Raw genomic sequence first — 18,481 nt, 5'->3', positions numbered from 1 at the left:
GACGATACGGCCTGTCATCCCCGCGAGAACCGACGCCATGAACATCGACACCACCGCCGAACCCTATGCCAGCGACGAGGCGCGCTGGGCCGCCGTGCAGGGCCGCGACCGCGGCGCCGACGGCGTCTTCTATTACTCCGTACGCAGCACCGGCGTGTATTGCCGGCCTTCGTGCGCCGCACGCCCGGCACTGCGCGCGAACGTCGCCTTCCACGCCAGCTGCGATGCCGCCGAGGCGGCGGGTTTTCGCGCCTGCCTGCGCTGCCGGCCCGGGCAGCCGGATGTCAGCGCGCGCCAGGCGGGCGCCGTCGCCGAGGCCTGCCGCCTGATCGAAGCGGCGGGCGAGACGCTCGACCTCGATGCCGTGGCGCGCACGGTCGGCATGAGCCGCTTCCACTTCCAGCGCGTATTCAAGCTGCATGCGGGCGTGACGCCGAAAGCCTATGCCGCCGCCTGCCGCGCGGCGCGCGTGCGCGAGGGGCCTGGCACGGGGCGCCAGCGTCACCGATGCACTGTATGCCGCCGGCTTCAATTCGAGTTCGCGTTTCTACGCCGGCGCCGAAGCAATGCTCGGCATGCGGCCGGGCAGCTTCAAGGCCGGCGGCGTGGGCGAGGCGATTCGTTTTGCTGTCGGCGCCTGCTCGCTGGGCGCGATCCTGGTGGCGGCGACCGAGCGTGGCATCTGCGCGATCCTGATCGGCGACGAGCCCGAACCACTGGTGCGCGACCTGCAGGACCGTTTTCCGAAAGCGCGCTTGATCGGCGCCGACAGCGACTTCGAACGCACTGTCGCCGTCGTGGTGGGATTGGTGGAGGCCCCGCGCATCGGCCTGGACCTGCCGCTGGATGTACGCGGCACCGCCTTCCAGCAGCGCGTGTGGGAAGCCTTGCGGGCGATCCCCGCAGGCGAAACGGTCAGCTACACGGAACTGGCGCAGCGTATCGGCGCGCCGAAGGCCGTGCGCGCGGTGGCCGGCGCCTGCGCGGCCAATCCGGCGGCGGTGGCGATTCCCTGCCACCGGGTGGTGCGCAACGATGGCGGCTTATCCGGTTACCGCTGGGGCATCGAGCGCAAGGCCGCCCTGATCGAACGGGAAAAAATGTAGGGCAGGCGGGTTTCCCGCCTGCGCGTTCAAACGCAGCCTGCGAACGGCTTGAGCACCATGCACCCGTCGCTTGGACGCGTAGGCGGCGGTTCGGCTGGCGAAAATCACGTTTCCGGCCCTGGCCGTCTACCTTGCTCGCCGCGTTTCGCTTCGTCCGCCAGCGTCCGCGCCAGCCGCTGCCGTCCCGCCGCGGCATACGCGTGGCAGGCATCCGGACTGACGAAGGCCGCGTTACCCAGCTGCTTCTGTTTCGCCTGGCGCTCCAGCAAATCGCTGGCGTCGGGGTGCGCCGTCACCAGGATGTCGCAGGGCAGCGCCGCCACGCGCGCGATCGAGCGTTCCACATCGGCCTTCGCGTTCGGATACACCGTGTTGCCGCTGTAGCGGAAGGGCGGCGCGGCCATGGCGTTCAGGCTGTCGGCATACACCATGTTCATCGCGCGGCCCTTCTCAAAAGCGCTCCAGGTCCAGCTGATTCCACCCTGGGTGTGGCCCGGCGTGTAATTCGCCTTGACCGACAGCGGCCCCAGTTCGACGGTCTCGCCATCGCGCACCGTTTTCACGTTCGCCACCGGCGGCATGTCCATGTCGGCCAGGTCGCTGTGCTGCGGATCGCCCTTGTCGACCTTGCCCGATTCCAGCACGCTTTTCGCCGCCGGGCTGGTGAGCACGGTCGCGCCAGTCAATCGCTGCAGTTCGGCGACGCCGCCCACATGGTCGAAGTGTTCGTGCGAAGTCAGGATGTAGCGGATGTCTTCCAGCTTGAAGCCAAGTTCGCGGATGTGCGCGGCAATCTGCGGCGCGGCCTTGGGCGTGGCGCCGTCGATCAGGATATGCCCAGCGGGTGAGGTGATCAGCACCGAGCTCAGGCCCTGGGTGCCGACGTAATACGTGCTGCCGTAGAGAACGAAGGGCTTCTGCGCGCCTTCCCAGTTGGCCGGATAGGCGTGGGCCGGCAGGGACGACAAACCGGACAGGCAGACGAGCAGGGCGGCGATGCGTTTCACGGAGGAGTCCTTTATGAGGTGATTGCTTATTGCTGACCCGAAATGATAACGAAAAAAGCGGCCCGCGAGCCGGCGGCCGCTGCAAAATCGGCAAGGACTTCGCTACACTCATGTTTTGCATTTATTTAAGAAAATGGAGAGTCCATGCGCCCCACCCTGAAGCAGTGTTCGATGTTCGTCCTTGCCGCACTTGCCGCGTCCAGCAGCCACGCCGATACGGTAGTCGTCAACGCCAACGGATACACGCTCAATGCCAAGGGTGACCTGGTGCAGTTCGCGGCACTGGCCTTCGACGACCAGGGCAAGATCACGGCCGTCGGCAGTGCCGCCGAGGTGCGTGCCAGGGCGCCGAATGCACGCCAGGTGGACCTGCAGGGCAAGACGGTGCTGCCGGGCCTGATCGATGCCCACGGCCACGTGTTCGGCCTCGGTCAGATGCTGACCCAGCTCGACCTGTCGCAGACCACCTCGCTGCAAGCTGCCTTGACGTCGATCGGCGAATACGCCCGCGCCCATCCGAACCACGCCTGGCTGCGCGGACGCGGCTGGAACCAGGAAAACTGGAAGCTGGGCCGCTTCCCGACCGCCGCCGACCTCGACCCGGTCGTGGCCGACAAGCCGGTCTGGTTCGAACGCGTCGACGGCCATGCCGGATGGGCCAACAGCCGCGCACTGGCGGCGGCCGGCATCACCGACAAAACGCCCGACCCGGCCGGCGGCAAGATCATGCGCGATGCGAATGGCAAAGCCACCGGCGTGCTGGTCGACGCCGCGCAGGAACTGGTGACGAAAGTGCTGCCGCCCCAGACCGAGGAAGAGGGCCGCCTGGCGCTCGATACCGCGCTCGGCGCGCTGGCGAAAGTCGGCGTTACCAGCACCCACGATGCCGGCCTGGGCGTGTTCGAAGACCGCCTGTACCGGGCCTACGCCGACCAGGGCAAGCTGACCGCGCGCATCTACGGCATGATCGGTGGCACCCAGAAGGATTTCGATGAACTGGCGAAGAACGGCCCGCTCAAAACCTACGGCAAGGACATGTACGCGCTGCGCGCCGTCAAGCTGTACTCGGACGGTGCCCTGGGCAGCCGCGGTGCTGCCCTGATCAAGCCGTATTCCGACGAGCCGCATTCGCACGGCCTGCTGTTCTACAAGACGGCCGAGATGGACGCGATGATGAAGAAGGCGATGGCGCGCGGCTACCAGGTCAACGTGCACGCCATCGGCGACGCCGGCAACCACCAGATCCTCGACATCTACCAGAAGGAACTGGCCGCCACGAAAAGCGCGGCGCAGCGCCACCGCATCGAGCATGCCCAGGTGGTGACCCAGGACGACATCAAGCGCTTCAGGGCGCTTGGCATCATCCCGTCGATGCAGCCGACCCACGCGACGTCGGACAAAAACATGGCCGAAACCCGCGTCGGCCCCGAGCGCATCAAGGGCGCCTACGCCTGGCGCAGCTTCCTGCACCAGGGTTCGCGCATCGCCTGCGGATCGGACTTCCCGGTGGAGTCGCCGAACCCCTTCTTCGGCATCCACGCCGCGGTGACGCGCCAGGACGCCTCGGGCCAGCCGATTGCCGGCTGGTACCCGAACCAGGCGATGTCGCTGAAGGAAGCCTTCCGCTGCTTCACGCTTGACGCAGCCTATGCGGGACACGCCGAAGACAGCTTAGGCTCGCTCGAGGCGGGCAAGTGGGCCGACTTCATCGTCGTCGACCAGGACTTGTTCAAGGTGTCGACCTACGATATCTACAAGACGCAGGTGCTGCAGACCTGGGTGGGCGGCAAGGCGGTGTATCAGAAGTAAGAGCACGGAGAACGTAGGGTGGGCTCTTGAGCCCACGCGGTAGGGCATATGCCAGTCGAAATGCATGCAAAACCTGGTGCGCACGCCTATTTGTTATGCACCGCTTTATCGTCTCGCGACAGTACGACAGCGTGGGCTCGAGAGCCCACCCTACGAAAGCGTGGCGACAATATGGATTGACGCTGTTGTATAGACAACCTAGACTCTACGGAATCCCAAATCCAGGAGCTGCCATGACCCAAGAATCGCCCCGCGTCGACGTCGACCCGCGCTTCGACCCTTCGCGCACCATCCGTGCCCCGCGCGGCACCGAGTTGTCCTGCAAGAGCTGGCTGACCGAAGCCGCTTACCGCATGTTGCAGAACAACCTCGATGCCGAGGTGGCCGAGGATCCGCAGCGCCTGGTGGTCTATGGCGGCATCGGCCGCGCCGCGCGCAACTGGGAGTGCTATGACCAGATCCTCGCTTCGCTGCGCGAACTGGAAAACGACCAGACCCTCCTGATCCAGTCCGGCAAACCCGTCGGCGTGTTCCAGACCCACGAAGACGCCCCGCGCGTGCTGCTGGCGAACTCGAACCTGGTGCCGAAATGGGCGAACTGGGAGCATTTCAACGAGCTCGACCGCAAAGGCCTGTTCATGTACGGCCAGATGACGGCCGGCAGCTGGATCTATATCGGCACCCAGGGCATCGTGCAGGGCACCTACGAAACCTTTGCCGAAGCCGGTCGCCAGCATTTCGGCGGCGACATGGCCGGACGCTGGATCCTCACCGCCGGCCTGGGCGGCATGGGCGGCGCGCAGCCGCTGGCAGCCACCTTCGCCGGCGCCGTGTCGCTCAATATCGAGTGCCAGCAGAGCAGTATCGATTTCCGCCTGCGCACCCGCTATCTCGACAAGCAGGCGAAGGATATCGACGAGGCCCTGGCCCTCATCAAGGAACATACGGGCAAGCGCGAAGCCGTCTCCATCGGCCTGCTCGGCAATGCCGCCGACCTGCTGCCGGAACTGGTGCGCCGCGCCCGTGCCGGCGGCCTGGTGCCGGACCTCGTCACCGACCAGACCTCGGCGCACGACCTGATCCACGGCTACCTGCCGAGCGGCTGGAGCGTGCAGGAGTGGAAGGCCGCGCAAGCCGACCCGTCGCAGCACGCGCGCCTGAAAGCGGCGGCCGCCAAATCCTGCGCGGTCCACGTGCAGGCCATCCTCGACTTCAAGGCGCTGGGCAGCCACGCGGTCGACTACGGCAACAACATCCGCCAGGTCGCGTTCGACGAGGGCGTGCAGAACGCCTTCGACTTCCCCGGCTTCGTGCCAGCGTACATCCGCCCGCAGTTTTGCGAAGGGCGCGGGCCCTTCCGCTGGGTGGCGCTGTCGGGCGACCCGGAAGACATCTATAAAACCGATGCCAAGATCAAGGAGCTGTTCCCGCAGCACAAACAGGTGCACCGCTGGCTCGACATGGCGCGCGAGCGCATCGCCTTCCAGGGCCTGCCGGCACGCATCTGCTGGCTGGGGCTGGGCGAACGCCACCTGGCCGGCCTGGCCTTCAACGAGATGGTGCGCACGGGCGAACTGAAGGCGCCGGTCGTCATCGGGCGCGACCACCTCGATACCGGCTCGGTCGCCAGCCCGAACCGCGAAACCGAGAGCATGCGTGACGGTACCGACGCGGTGTCGGACTGGCCGCTGCTCAACGCACTGCTCAATACCGCCGGCGGCGCCACCTGGGTCTCGCTGCACCATGGCGGCGGCGTCGGCATGGGCTACTCGCAGCACTCCGGCGTCGTCATCGTTGCCGACGGCACGGAAGCGGCGGCGCAGCGCCTGGCGCGCGTGCTGGTGAACGACAGCGGCTCGGGTGTGATGCGCCATGCCGACGCCGGCTACGAATCCGCCATCGCCTGTGCCAAGCGCACCGGCCTGAATCTCCCGATGATCAAGTAATCGTATAAAAGTACACAGTACAAAGGCATTGCACCAATGAAGAACGCATCGCAGCACAGCTGGACCCTGCAACCCGGCGCCCTGACGCTGGCCGACCTGCGCGCGGCCTGGGCCGGCCACTTCCCGATCGCGCTGGCGCCGGAAGCCGCCGCCCCGATCGCGGCCTCGAACGAACTGGTGAAAACCATCGTCGCCAAGGGTGACCCGGCCTACGGTATCAACACCGGCTTCGGCATCCTGGCCAAGGCCCATATCCCGAACGATCAATTGGAGCAGCTGCAGCGCAACCTGATCCTGTCGCACGCGGTCGGCACCGGCGAGCTGATCGCCGACCCGGTGGTGCGCCTGATCCTGCTGACGAAAATCGGCAGCCTGGCGCGCGGCTACTCGGGCGTGCGTCCCTTGATCATCGATACCCTGATCGCGATGTACAACGCCGGCATCATGCCTGCCATTCCTTGCCAGGGATCGGTCGGCGCCTCGGGCGACCTGGCGCCGCTGGCGCACATGACGCTGGCCATGCTGGGCGTGGGCCCGGTCCGCGTCGACGGCCGTATCATGGATGCCGCCGCGGCGCTGGACGCCGCTGGCATCCAACCCGTGTCGCTGGCGGCGAAAGAGGGCCTGGCCCTGATCAACGGCACCCGGTATCGACCGCGCTGGCCCTGCACGGCCTGTTCATGGCCGAACGCCTGGTGGAAGCGGCAATGGTCACCGGCGCCTTGTCGGTCGACGCTGCACGCGGCAGCGATGCGCCCTTCGACGCGCGCATCCACGCCGTGCGCGGCCAGCCGGGCCAGATCGCCGCTGCCGCCATCTACCGCGAACTGGTGGCGGGCAGCGCGATCCGCGCTTCGCACCTGGTCGGCGACGAGCGCGTGCAGGACCCCTACAGCCTGCGCTGCCAGCCGCAGGTGATGGGCGCCGTGATGGACCTGGTGGCGAACGCCAGCCGCACCCTGCTGATCGAGGCGAATGCCGTCACCGACAATCCATTGCTCTTCCCCGACGATGGCGCGATCGTCTCGGGCGGTAACTTCCACGCCGAGCCGGTCGCCTTCGCCGCCGACACGCTGGCGCTGGCGATTGCCGAAATCGGCGCGCTGTCCGAACGCCGCATCGCTCTCTTGATCGATGCGAACCTGTCCGGCCTGCCGGCCTTCCTGGTGCGCGAACCGGGCCTGAACTCCGGCTTCATGATCGCCCACGTGACGGCGGCGGCGCTGGCATCGGAAAACAAGTCGCTGGCGCATCCGGCCAGCGTCGACAGCTTGCCGACCTCGGCCAACCAGGAAGACCACGTCAGCATGGCCACCTTCGCCGCGCGCCGGCTCGACCAGATGGCGCACAATACGGCCGTCATTGTCGGGATCGAACTGCTGGCGGCCGGCCAGGGCATCGAGTTCCACCGCCCCTTGCGCAGTTCCGGGCACCTCGAGCACGTGCACGCCCAGTTGCGTACGCGCGTGCCGCCGTTCGACGCCGACCGCTTCTTCGCTCCGGATATCGAAGCGGCACGCCAGATGGTGATCAAAGGCGAGTTGTCGGCCTCGTGCAAGGAACTGTTCACGGTTTTACACCCTTAATTCAACCCAGGCACAGGAGTCGCGATGGATTTCCGGTTCAAGGCGGGTAGCGCCCCGATGCTGTTGTCGATGCCCCATGTGGGCACCGATATTCCCGACGACATCGCCGCAACGATGGCGCCCTGCGCGCTGGCAAAGGCCGATACCGACTGGCACCTGGCCGAGCTCTACGAATCGGCCGAGCGCCTCGGCATCTCGACGCTGGCGGCGCGCTGGTCGCGCTATGTCATCGACCTGAACCGCCCGCCCGAGAATACGAACCTGTATCCGGGCATGGACACCACGGGCCTGTGTCCAGTGGACACCTTTGGGCGCGACAGCCTGTACCAGGAAGGGCGCCTGCCGGACGAGGCGGAAGTCAAACGCCGGCTCGAACGCTACTGGCGCCCGTATCACAATCAACTGCGCGCGGAACTGGCGCGCCTGCTGGCGCTGCATGGGCGCGTGGTGCTGTGGGACGCGCACTCCATCGCCTCCCAGGTACCGCGCTTCTTCGAAGGCCGCCTGCCCGACCTGAACTTCGGCACCGCCGAAGGCAAGTCCTGCGACCCTGGCCTGGAACGGGCGGTCGTTGGCGTGGCGCGCGCCCAGGACCGCTTCAGCATGGCGGTGAACGGCCGTTTCAAGGGCGGCCACATCACCCGTTTCTACGGCCAGCCGCAGGAAGGCGTGCATGCGATCCAGCTCGAGATGTGCCAGTGCCTGTACATGGACGAGGCGCCGCCGTTTGCCTACCGCCCCGAGATCGCCGCCGAGGTGCAGCCGCTGCTGGCCGACATGATGGGCGCCGCGCTGGCCTGGGTGCGCGCATGAACGCCCTGTTCGCGCGCCATGCGCCCTGCCGGAAGGCTGGCACGGCGACGTGCTGATCGAATGGGACGGGCGCGGCAACCTCACCAAGGTCGAAGCCCATGCGCGTCCACCGATCGGCGTGGCGCGCGCCGACTACGTCGTGCCGGGCATGGTCAACCTGCATTCGCACGCTTTCCAGCGCGCCCTGGGCGGGCTGACCGAACAGGCGGGCGATGGCCCGGACAGTTTCTGGACCTGGCGCGATTTGATGTACCGCTTCGGCGCCAGCATCACGCCCGAGCAGCTGGAAGCGATCGCGACCCAGCTGTTCTCCGAATGCCTGCGCCATGGCTACACGGCGCTGTGCGAATTCCACTATATCCACCGCGACCCGGCGGGCAAGGCCTATGCCCGTCCCGCCGAAATGGCCGAACGCGTGGTGGCGGCCGGCCAGCAGTCCGGCATCGGGCTGACGATGTTGCCGGTGCTCTACAGTCACAGCGGCTTCGGCGCCCAGCCCCTGAAACCGGAGCAGGGGCGCTTCCGCAGCGATGTCGACTCCGTGCTCGGTATCGTCGAGGCGTTGGCGCCGCTGCGGGGCGGCCAGCTCGAAGTGGGCGCGGCGCCGCATTCCTTGCGCGCGGCCGGCATCGAGCAGATCCGCGAACTGGCCGCCAGCCTGCCCGCCGGACGCCCGCTGCACATCCATATCGCGGAACAGCAGGGCGAAGTGCGCCAGAGCCTGGAATTCTCAAGCCGGCGCCCGGTGGAATACCTGTTCGACGCGATCGCGGTCGATGCGCGCTGGTGCCTGGTGCATGCGACGCATTTGAACGAAGCGGAAGTGGCGCAGCTGGCCGCCAGCGGCGCCGTTGCCGGACTCTGTCCGACCACCGAGGCGAACCTGGGCGACGGCCTGTTCCCCCTGTCCGACTACCTGGCCGCCGGCGGGCGCTGGGGCATCGGCAGCGACAGCCACGTGTCGCAGAGCCCGGTCGAGGAATTGCGCTGGCTCGAATATGGCCAGCGCCTGGTGGGGCAGCGCGCCGGAATATCGTCGCCAGCCCGGCGCGGCGCCACGTGGGCGAAAACCTGTGGCAGGATGCGCTATCCGGCGGTGCCCAGGCATCCGGGCGGCCAGTGGGCGCCCTGGCGCCGGGCCGGCGTGCCGATCTGCTCGTGCTCGACAGCACGCATCCGAACCTGGAGGGTGCGCTCGAGACCGACGTGCTCGGCCGCCTGGTCTTCTGTGGCAACGACAACCTGGTGCGCGACGTGCTGGCCGGCGGGCGCTGGGTGGTGCAGGGCGGGCGCCACATGGCGCAGGAGGCCATTGCACGCCGCTACCGGGAAGCCATCAACCAGCTGCGCGAGGTGAGAGCATGAACATCCTGATTCCGTTTGCCGGGCTGTCGGCGGTGCCGTGGAAGAATGGCGGCGGCAGCACCACCACCATTGCCATCGGTCCGCCCGAGGCCGGCTTCGACGACTTCGACTGGCGCGTCAGCCTCGCCACCATCGCCGAGGATGGCCCGTTCTCGCGCTTTCCGGGCGTGGACCGCACGCTGGCGCTGGTGGACGGCAACGGCATGACGCTCGACATCGACGGCAGCGAGCGCGTCATCCTGTGCGAGAGCGGCCCGGTGCTGGCCTTCGATGGCGACTCCGATGTCGTGGCCAAGCTCAATCGCGGCCCCACCACCGACTTCAACGTCATGACGCGCAGCGACCGCTGCTACCATCAGTTCGGACGGCGCCGCCTGGCCGGCACATCGCGCTTCGTCGCGCGCGCCGACCTGACCGTCCTGTTCCTGGCCGAGGGCGAGACCCTGGAGATCGCCAGCGACACCGAACGCATCAACATGGTGCGCTACGACGCCGTGATGTTCGACCCGGGCACCGTCTGGTCGCTGGAAACGAGCCAGGCGACCATTTTCATTGTCGACATTTTCTACTACAACGAGGACGAGGAAGAAGACTATGAGTGAGCGCCATGGCCCGCGTTTCGACGCCCTGTTTGCGAACGTGAACCTGGCCACGATGGTCGAGGGCTACGGCGAGATCAAGGACGGCGCCATTGCCGTGCACCACGGGCGCATCGCCTGGCTGGGCGCACGCCGCGATGCCCCGCGCGCCGCCGTCATCCACGACTGCGACGGCGCCTGGCTGACACCCGGCCTGATCGACTGCCACACCCATATCGTCCACGCGGGCAACCGCAGCGAGTGGGAAGCGCGCCTCGAAGGCGCCAGCTACGAGGACATCGCCGCAAAGGGCGGCGGCATCATGTCGACCGTGCGTGCCACCCGTGCCGCCACCGTGGAAGACCTGCTGCGCCAGAGCGCGCCGCGTGTCTCGCAATTGCTGGCCGAGGGCGTCACCACGCTCGAAATCAAGTCCGGCTACGGCCTGAACATGCTGGGTGAAGCGAACATGCTGCGCGCCGCCCGCCGCATCGGCGAACTGCTGCCGGTGCGCGTGCGTACCACCTTCCTCGGCGCACACGCGTTGCCGCCGGAGTTTGCCGAGCGTGCCGATGACTACATCGCCGAGGTCGCCGAGCGCATGCTGCCGCTGCTGGTCAAGGAGGGCCTGGTCGACGCGGTCGACGCCTTCTGCGAGCGCATCGGCTTCAGTTATGACCAGACCGAGCGTGTGTTCGCCGCGGCGAAACGCCTCGGGCTGCCCGTGAAACTGCATGCCGAACAACTGTCAGAACAGCGCGGGGCCGAATTGGTGGCGCGCTACCGCGGGCTCTCGGCCGACCACGGAACACCTGACGGCGGCCGGCGTCCAGGCCATGGCGGCCGCCGGCACGGTCGCCGTGCTGCTGCCCGGCGCCTATTATTTTCTCCGCGAGAGCAAAGTGCCGCCGATCGGCGCGCTGCGCGAGGCGGGCGTACCGCTGGCCGTGTCGACCGACTGCAACCCGGGTACCTCGCCGATGACTTCGCTCCTGCTGGCGATGAACCTGGCTTGTACCCTGTGGCGCCTGACGCCGCGCGAGGCGCTGCTTGGTACCACTGTGCACGCGGCGCGCGCGCTCGGGCTGCAGGCGGAGGTCGGCACCCTGGAAGTGGGCAAGCGCGCCGATTTCGCTTTATGGGACATTGCCCGTCCGGCCGAGCTGGCCTACGCGATCGGCTTCAATCCCTGCCAGGCGGTGGTGAATGGCGGCGTGATGCGCGAGCGGGATATCGGTTTGCCGGCGGGGTTTTGAAACAGGCCGGTGTGTTTGACAATATCTTGCCGACATAGAGCGCATCCGGGACGATGGTGGCGTACTGCTCATCAAATGGGACGGGGGACGTACGCAGCTGCGCCAGACGATCGTGATAACGCGCGTTGCTTCGCCTGATTACTTCTTTCGCAAGGATTGCGACGACATCGGTTCGGCCCTGCAAGAAGCGATTAGCGATTACTGGACCGCATTTCCGGAACGGCGCTGATGCATACAGAGGCGCCAGCCGGCTGAACTTTCACAACGACTGCAACTTCGACCGCGTATTCGACACTGCCCGGTGCAGCAGGCGCTCGGCCTGGAAATCGTTCTCGCGCTGGGCCGCGATGGCGTGCAGGCTGCGCGTGTAGTTATCCAAGCGCGAACGCAGCCATGCCTTGTAGATCCGCCTGGTAATCGGTTGCAGGATGAGTGCCATGGTGTCTCCCCTTGTGCGAAGAGCCTATTCTCGGCGCCACCCATTCCTTGCATTTGTGATCACTCAATCGTGCGACAGCCCTGGCGAAGCCTTGAGAAGCCTCAATTCGCCCGTCTCCAGCTCGGTAATTATAGGTATCAGAGAATCGGTAAGAGAGGTAAGCAATTGTAAGAGCAACCACTTTTCGCGATTTCACCGGGCTATAGTGAAGTCGTTGATTTCCAGTCTCCCCTCCCCATTCTAAACAATGGGTTCGCCCACGGCGCCTTACGGTCCCGTGGGTTTTTCTTTGTGAGAGCGCCGAACAAAAGCCTCATGGCTGCGTTGCCTCGTCTCGCCGTACTAGCGTACTGTCTTCGACGAGGCGCCTTGCCCTGAGCCTTTTGTTCGACGCTCTTAATACTGCATGTTCAGTCCGCGCGGCGCGCCAGCTGGTCGAGCGCTTCGCCCGTCACGCGGCAGATGCGCCATTCCGGCAAGATCTCGGCACCCATGTTGCGGTAGAAGCCGATGGCCGGCTCGTTCCAGTCCAGCACCGACCATTCGAAGCGGCCGCAGCCGCGCTCGACGGCCAACTGGGCCAGGCGCGACAGCAGTTCGGTGCCGTATCCCTTGCCGCGGTGCGATTGACGCACGTAAAGGTCTTCCAGGTACAGGCCCTTCTTGGTCAGGAAGGTCGAGAAATTATGGAAGAACAGGGCGAAGGCGACGACTTCGCCGTTCTCCTCGCCGACGATCGCTTCGCAGGCGGGACGGGTGCCGAACAGTCCCTCGTGCAGCAGCTCTTCGGTGGCAACGACCATGTGCTCGAGTTTTTCGAACACGGCCAGCTCGACGATCATCGAATGGATGTGGCTGACGTCGGCCGGTTCGGCAGGGCGGATGGAGAAATGGGTGACAGCGGTCATGGGGTTTCGCTTACGTTGGTCAAAAGGTCTTCTTGCACAGGTTTGGGTGCGGGTGCGCGCAGGGCCCAGGCCACGCTGGCCAGGCACAGGATCATGCCGAGGAATTCGACGGGGCCGGGACGGTAGCCTTCCAGTTTGATCGACAGCAGCACCGACAGGACCGGCGTGATGACGCCGATGTACACGGCCTTCTGTGGCCCGATGCGGTTGATCAGCGTGAAATAGGCCAGGAAGGCGATCACCGAACCGAAGATGGCCAGGTACAAAAGGCCGAGCGTATAGGTCAGCGTCGGCGGCGGCACGAAACGCTGGCCGGTCACGACGACATAGGCGGCCACCAGCAGCGTACCCCACAGCATCGACCAGGCCGTGGTCAGCATCACGTTGCTCGACTGGGCGCGCACCTTGCCGACGACAACGCTGCCGGCCGAACTGGCGATCGTCGCCACCAGCGCCAGTACCACGCCGAGCAGGAAGTGGCCGCTGCCACCGACCTGCAGGTCGTGCCAGGCGGTGGCGATGGAATGGTAGAACAGCAGGGCGACGCCACAAGTGGCGGCTGCGCCGGCGCTCCAGGTGCGCGCGGCCAGAGGGGTGCCATGGAACAGGCATCCAAGCAGGGGCGTCCAGAATACCATCAGCGCAAACAGCACCGCCACCAGGCCGGACACGACCACTTCCTCGGCCTGGTAGGTGCAGATATACGAGAGACCGAAGGTCGCCATGCCCTGCACCATCAGCCATTTCTGGGTGCGCCAGGGCAGCTGGATTTTATGGCCGCGGCCGATGCAGATGGCGAACAGCACGAAGGACGCCAGCGCGAAGCGATACACCACCGAGACGGCCGGCGGGACTTCGCCCAGCTGCAGGGTGATGGCAAAGAAAGTGGAGCCCCAGATCAGCGAGGCGATGACGAAGAGGACGGAAGAAGGCATCGCGGAAGTATACGTGCTTTCCGGATTGCCCGTTGTCCATAAATTGCGCGGTAATTCAGGAGGCAGGGCGCCAGAGGCGGCAAGAAGCGCGCCGACGCAGCGGCCGGGCATGGCAGGGGGCCAGCCGCCGCGTGTGGTTCTACGCCTTCAGTGCGTTACGCGCGTGTTGTAGCCGTTGCTCAGCAGCCGCACCCGCTAGCCCGGCCGGAACAGTTCGTCCGCCACCTGCGTGACGGCGCGCAGTTCGCCGCTGTCGAGCTTGACCGTGATCTCGAAGCCGGGGCGGTTGTTGGCGTTCGCTTCCACCCGGTTGCCGATCAGGCCGCCTGCGATGGCGCCAACGATGCCCATGGCCGCCGAACCGTCGCCATGGCCAATTTGGGAGCCGGCCAGGCCACCAAGCGCGGCGCCGCCCATGGTACCGACCCCGGATTCCGGATTGGCGATGGTAACGTTCCTGACCGATTCGACCGTGCCCATGCGCACGACCTGTTCGTTCTGGGTCTGGGAAGCGTGGTAGACGCTACCCGACTGTGGCGGCGTGGCGCAGCCGGCAAGCAGGGCAGCAAGGAAAAGCGGGGCAAAGGCGAAAGGAGCTTTCATGGCGATTCTCCGGCAGCATGCGTCCTTCCAGCTTACTCCCGCAAAACAGGCAGCGCAGCACGCGCGACGCGTGCGAGCAACAGGCGGCTTCAGTACGCCAGCTCAGTAGGCCCAATGCAGGCGCCGGTACAGGAAGCCCAGCACGAACAGCGGCCCGATCAGCAGGAAGCGCAGGTCGTCGAGGAAGGACGGCTTCTTGCCCTCGATCTTGTGGCCGATGAACTGGCCGATCCAGGCAACCACGAAGATGGCGATCGACAGCGGCAGCACCGTCATCGGCGGCATCAGCGCCAGCACCGCCAGCATCACGGCCGACATCGCGAGCATGCCCCAGGCGAAGGGCTTCGACAGCTGGAAGTAATACCACATCGCACCCAGCACGGCCGCCAGCGCCACCACCGGATGGATCGCCCACAGGATGCCGAGCAGCGAAAACACGATCAGCGGCACGCAGACCATGTGGAAGCGCTCGTTGGTCGGATTGCGGTGGCTGTCGCTGTATTGATCCAGCAGCATGTGGATGTTACGTGCTTGGGCAGTCTGGTCCATGGTGTCTCCGGCAAAAACAATTGGTCTTGTGCCGGGAATTCTACACCCGCGCCGCCGCGCTCAGGCATGCTCGGCCACCTGGGTCGCAAAGGCCGGACGCGGGCCCAGGCGCATATGCGGATGGTTCGCGAACAGCTCGGAAATCCATTCGACGAACACGCGCACCTTGGCCGACAGGTGTCGGTTCTGCGGGTAGACGATGTGCACCGGCAGCGGGTCGCTCGCCCAGTCCGGCAATACCTGCACCATCCGGCCTTCCTGTACGTGGCGCACCAGCAGGTAATCGGTCATCTGGATGATGCCCAGGCCGGCCAGTCCTGCCTGCACATAGGCGTTCGAGTCGTTCAGGGCGATCACGCCCGGCATCGGGATCTCGATACGTTCGCCGTCGCGGTTGAAATCCCAGTCGTAGACCTTGCCGGTCTTGGCGGAGAAATAATTGACGCAGCGGTGGCGCACCAGGTCACCGGGGTGCTGGGGCAGGCCATGGCGCGCCAGGTAGGAGGGCGATGCCGCCGTAACAAAATTGATGACGCCGACGCGGCGCGCGATCAGGCTGGTGTCGAACAGCGGTCCGCCGCGCACCGCGCAGTCGACGCCTTCCTCGATCAGGTCCACCGGACGGTCGGTACTGCCCAGTTCCAGCGTGATGTCGGGATAGCGCTCGAAGAAATCGGGCAGGGCCGGTACCAGGATCTCGCTCGACAGGCCGGTGGGCGTGTCCACGCGCAGCCGTCCGCTCGGGTTGACGCGCATGCGCGACAGCGATTCCTCGGCATCGCGCACGTCCGACAGGATGCGCACGCAGCGTTCATAGTAGGCGGCGCCGTCGGTCGTCACCGTCACCTGGCGGGTGGTGCGGTGCAGGAGCTTGGCCGAGAGCGAAGCTTCCAGGGCCTGCACCATGGTCGACACGCTCGCCTTCGGCAGGTTCAGCATCTCGGCCGTGCGCGTAAAACTGCCGGTATCGACCACCTGAACGAAGACTTCCATCGCCTGCAACTTGTTCATTTCTCTCCCCACTCGCGCAGAAAAGCCCTAACTTTATGCCTATTGTTCAGAATATCCGAACAATCAATTCGAAATTGGCATCTTTATCAGATTGTAGACCATGTCTATAGTGCTCGTACTGACACATGAAATTCCATCCATCCGTAGCAGGGGTAGCAACATGAACAACCGGGAAACCGTCGTGACAACGATCTCGCTGGCGCTGGGTACGCTGGCGATGGCCTTTGTGGTCGGCAGCAAGGCCTATGTCCAGGCAGCGGGTGCCGAGGCGCGTGGCGTGCATGCGCTGGCGGCGATCGTGGCGGGCACGGTGGCGCCGGCACCGGTGACGCTTAACCCCGGGCTGAACATGGCACTGAATCGCGAGGCCAACGGATGAACGCGCCACTCGACAGCCAGTCCCTGCAGCCCGACCCGGTGCGCGTGCGCGACCTCGAAGTGAGCGGCGAGCAAGGCGTCCTGCGCGCCCGCCTGTATGCCGCCGGCGCGCCTTCCAAGCGCGACACCCTGGTCGTGTTCTTCCCCGGCGGCGCTTTCGTCCGGGACGAGCTCGATGAATCCGACAGCTTCCTGCGCCGCATGGTCAGCGCCAGCACGGCGCAGCTGGTGCTGGCATCGAACTACACGCTGGCGACCGCGCGCCCTTTCCCGTCGGCGGTCGAAGATGCCCATGCGGTGCTGCTGTGGGCAAAGAAGAACAAGACAAAACTTGGCTGGAACGGCAAGCGCATGATCGTCGCCGGCATCGAGGCGGGCGCCAACCTGGCGGCCGTGTGCGCCCTGATGTCGCGCGACCGCGGCGCCCCGAAACTCGACGGCCAGATCCTGCTCATGCCGATGCTCGACCCCGGTCTGTCGAGCTGCTCGATGCGCGCCATGACGCAGTGCCCGGACAAGGAAAAGCTGGCCGACGGCTGCGCCGCCGCCTACCGCGACTACCTGCCCAACGCCGCCGACCGCACGCACCCGTATGCCTCGCCCCTGCAGTCGAGCCGCCTGAAAAACCTGCCGCCGGCCCTGATCCTGTCGGCCGAGGACGACCCCCTGCGCGACGAAGCCGAAGCCTACGGCGCCAAGCTGGCCAGCTTCGGCGTCGCGGCCACCGTGCTGCGCCTGCTGCCGGCACCCGTGCAGGCCGAAGACCGCAACGAATGCGCCTGCGAAGCCCATGCGCAGGTGGAAATCGCACGCTTCATCGCAAGCCTCGGCGGGCAGGAGGCCCCGCCCGGCTAAGTCAGCACCTTTCCGTTTTTCCCATCCCTGATTGACCGGACACGCGCCTGAGCAGGCGCGGCGAACCCCTGTTTTTCCGCGATTCGTCGTGGAAGGGACCGGTGTCGCCTACTGATTAACATTCTCGCAAGAAAAAGGAGTCAACATGAGAAATCATCCATCATTCGCCGCCGCCGTGCGGCCCCTGGCAGCGGCGTTATTGGCCGCCGGCCTGTTCGCCACCGCGCTGTCGGGCTGTGGCGACGCCAACAGCAAAGCCGCACCAACAGCACCCGCGGCACCTCCGGTATCGGCCGCGCTGGTGCTGGAAAAGCCGGTCGCTGAAACCCAGGAATTCTCGGGCCGGCTGGAAGCGGTGGAGCGCGTCGAGATCCGCTCGCGCGTGTCCGGCTTCATCACGACTGTCAACTTCAAGCCGGGCAGCGAAGTGAAAAAGGGCGACGTGTTGTTCGTGGTCGATCCGCGCCCCTACCAGGCCGAAGCCGCCCGCGCCACGGCAGCTGCCGCCTCGGCACGCGCCAAGCTGGAACTGGCGCGGCGCGAACTGGCGAGAGCCGAGAGCCTGCTCGCCGACAAGGCCATCGCCAGGCGCGAGTTCGATGAAGCCCAGGCGGCCGTTAACGAACTGGAAGCGAATGCGAACGCCGCCCAGGCCCAGGTCGAATCGGCGCGCCTGAACCTGGCCGACACCCGCGTCGTCTCGCCCATCGACGGCCGCGTCTCGAAAGCCGAGATCACCCTCGGCAACCTGGTCGACCCGACGGCCGTGCTGACCTCGGTCGTGTCCCTGAACCGCATCTATGCCAGCTTCGATGGCGACGAAGACACGTACTTGCGCGTCGGTGCCCGTGCCCAGCAGGGCGCGCCGGTGGCGGTGCGCGTGGGCCTGGCCAACGAAGAGGGCTTCCCGCACGAAGGAAAACTCGAATTCGTCGACAACCAGCTCGACGCCCGTTCCGGCAGCGTACGCATGCGCGCCGTGTTCGACAACGCCGAACGCACGCTCGCGCCGGGCCTGTTCGCGCGTATCCAGCTGGGCGCAGCCGATAGCCGCAAGGCGGTCCTGATCAGCGACCGCGCCGTCGGCACCGACCAGAGCCGCAAGTACGTGGTCGTCGTCGGCGCGGATAACAAGGCCGAGTACCGTCCCGTCACGCTGGGGCCGAACATCGACGGCCTGCGCGTGGTGCGTTCGGGTTTGAAGGCGGGCGAGAAGATCGTCGTCAACGGCCTGCAGCGCGTGCGTCCCGGTGCGCCGCTGGCACCGACCATGGTCGCGATGGATGGCGCGCCTGCCCAGTCGCTGGCCCTGGCCGCCACCAACGCCAAGGAGTAAG

At 66.2% G+C, this 18,481-nt stretch carries 14 protein-coding genes and 4 pseudogenes; 11 read left to right on the top strand and 7 right to left on the bottom strand.

Going from position 1 to position 18,481, the window contains the following annotated elements; translation table 11 throughout:
• Positions 1 to 37 precede the first annotated feature (37 nt).
• Positions 38 to 1,106 (top strand): annotated as a pseudogene (gene ada, locus G4G28_RS22115) (bifunctional DNA-binding transcriptional regulator/O6-methylguanine-DNA methyltransferase Ada).
• Positions 1,107 to 1,210: 104 nt separating this feature from the next.
• Here ada and bla read toward each other — a convergent pair.
• Complete coding sequence (bla, locus tag G4G28_RS22110) at positions 1,211 to 2,113, bottom strand: subclass B3 metallo-beta-lactamase (RefSeq protein ID WP_182989956.1); 903 nt, start codon at positions 2,111 to 2,113, stop codon at positions 1,211 to 1,213.
• Positions 2,114 to 2,257: 144 nt separating this feature from the next.
• Here bla and G4G28_RS22105 point away from each other — a divergent pair, with 144 nt between their 5' ends.
• The 7 genes and pseudogenes from G4G28_RS22105 to hutI all read left to right on the top strand — a co-directional run bounded on the left by G4G28_RS22105 (position 2,258) and on the right by hutI (position 11,466).
• The gene (locus G4G28_RS22105; protein WP_182989955.1) at positions 2,258 to 3,922 is read left to right on the top strand and encodes an amidohydrolase; all 1,665 of its coding nucleotides are present in this window, start codon (positions 2,258 to 2,260) and stop codon (positions 3,920 to 3,922) included.
• 233 nt (positions 3,923 to 4,155) lie between these two features.
• Entirely contained in the window at positions 4,156 to 5,868 is a 1,713-nt protein-coding gene (gene hutU / locus G4G28_RS22100; RefSeq protein WP_182989954.1) for a urocanate hydratase, read from the top strand.
• A gap of 36 nt (positions 5,869 to 5,904) precedes the next feature.
• A pseudogene (gene hutH / locus G4G28_RS22095) lies at positions 5,905 to 7,454 on the top strand (histidine ammonia-lyase).
• Positions 7,455 to 7,478: 24 nt separating this feature from the next.
• Positions 7,479 to 8,267, top strand: a complete 789-nt coding sequence (gene hutG, locus G4G28_RS22090; protein ID WP_182989953.1) for an N-formylglutamate deformylase — start codon at positions 7,479 to 7,481, stop codon at positions 8,265 to 8,267.
• A pseudogene (locus G4G28_RS22085) lies at positions 8,264 to 9,632 on the top strand (formimidoylglutamate deiminase). The gene hutG and the pseudogene G4G28_RS22085 overlap by 4 nt, the downstream one beginning before the upstream one ends.
• Positions 9,629 to 10,234, top strand: coding sequence for a HutD family protein (locus G4G28_RS22080; RefSeq protein WP_182989951.1), 606 nt, complete (start codon positions 9,629 to 9,631; stop codon positions 10,232 to 10,234). Before G4G28_RS22085 ends, G4G28_RS22080 begins: the two are co-directional and overlap by 4 nt.
• Positions 10,227 to 11,466, top strand: a pseudogene (gene hutI, locus G4G28_RS22075) (imidazolonepropionase). The gene G4G28_RS22080 and the pseudogene hutI overlap by 8 nt, the downstream one beginning before the upstream one ends.
• 259 nt (positions 11,467 to 11,725) lie before the next feature.
• On the opposite strand, the gene G4G28_RS22070 reads toward hutI, so the two are convergent.
• The 6 genes from G4G28_RS22070 to G4G28_RS22045 all read right to left on the bottom strand — a co-directional run bounded on the left by G4G28_RS22070 (position 11,726) and on the right by G4G28_RS22045 (position 15,911).
• Complete coding sequence (locus tag G4G28_RS22070; protein ID WP_182989950.1) at positions 11,726 to 11,905, bottom strand: hypothetical protein; 180 nt, start codon at positions 11,903 to 11,905, stop codon at positions 11,726 to 11,728.
• A 410-nt stretch (positions 11,906 to 12,315) separates the two neighbouring features.
• Positions 12,316 to 12,813 carry a GNAT family N-acetyltransferase gene (locus G4G28_RS22065; RefSeq protein ID WP_182989949.1) on the bottom strand — a complete coding sequence of 166 codons (498 nt, stop codon included), beginning with the start codon at positions 12,811 to 12,813 and terminating at the stop codon, positions 12,316 to 12,318.
• Positions 12,810 to 13,748 carry a DMT family transporter gene (locus G4G28_RS22060; protein WP_182989948.1) on the bottom strand — a complete coding sequence of 313 codons (939 nt, stop codon included), beginning with the start codon at positions 13,746 to 13,748 and terminating at the stop codon, positions 12,810 to 12,812. Before G4G28_RS22060 ends, G4G28_RS22065 begins: the two co-directional genes overlap by 4 nt.
• A 195-nt stretch (positions 13,749 to 13,943) precedes the next feature.
• Positions 13,944 to 14,351: a glycine zipper 2TM domain-containing protein gene (locus G4G28_RS22055; RefSeq protein ID WP_182989947.1), complete on the bottom strand. Its 408-nt coding sequence runs from the start codon at positions 14,349 to 14,351 to the stop codon at positions 13,944 to 13,946.
• A gap of 102 nt (positions 14,352 to 14,453) precedes the next feature.
• On the bottom strand, positions 14,454 to 14,900 hold the full coding sequence (locus G4G28_RS22050; protein WP_182989946.1) for a DUF962 domain-containing protein: 447 nt from the start codon (positions 14,898 to 14,900) through the stop codon (positions 14,454 to 14,456).
• A 60-nt stretch (positions 14,901 to 14,960) separates the two neighbouring features.
• Positions 14,961 to 15,911 (bottom strand): LysR family transcriptional regulator, encoded by a 951-nt coding sequence (locus G4G28_RS22045; RefSeq protein WP_182989945.1) that lies wholly within the window; start codon positions 15,909 to 15,911, stop codon positions 14,961 to 14,963.
• A 181-nt stretch (positions 15,912 to 16,092) separates the two neighbouring features.
• Between G4G28_RS22045 and G4G28_RS22040 the strand changes: the two genes are divergently transcribed.
• The 3 genes from G4G28_RS22040 to G4G28_RS22030 all read left to right on the top strand — a co-directional run bounded on the left by G4G28_RS22040 (position 16,093) and on the right by G4G28_RS22030 (position 18,480).
• The gene (locus tag G4G28_RS22040) at positions 16,093 to 16,290 is read left to right on the top strand and encodes a hypothetical protein (RefSeq protein WP_182989944.1); all 198 of its coding nucleotides are present in this window, start codon (positions 16,093 to 16,095) and stop codon (positions 16,288 to 16,290) included.
• Positions 16,287 to 17,144 (top strand): alpha/beta hydrolase, encoded by an 858-nt coding sequence (locus tag G4G28_RS22035; protein WP_182989943.1) that lies wholly within the window; start codon positions 16,287 to 16,289, stop codon positions 17,142 to 17,144. The genes G4G28_RS22040 and G4G28_RS22035 overlap by 4 nt, the downstream gene beginning before the upstream one ends.
• A gap of 145 nt (positions 17,145 to 17,289) precedes the next feature.
• On the top strand, positions 17,290 to 18,480 hold the full coding sequence (locus G4G28_RS22030; RefSeq protein WP_182989942.1) for an efflux RND transporter periplasmic adaptor subunit: 1,191 nt from the start codon (positions 17,290 to 17,292) through the stop codon (positions 18,478 to 18,480).
• Position 18,481: the final 1 nt, after the last annotated feature.

The organism is Massilia sp. Dwa41.01b (assembly GCF_014171775.1).
Lineage (GTDB): Bacteria > Pseudomonadota > Gammaproteobacteria > Burkholderiales > Burkholderiaceae_D > Telluria.
This window is presented reverse-complemented; position numbering and strand designations above follow the sequence as displayed.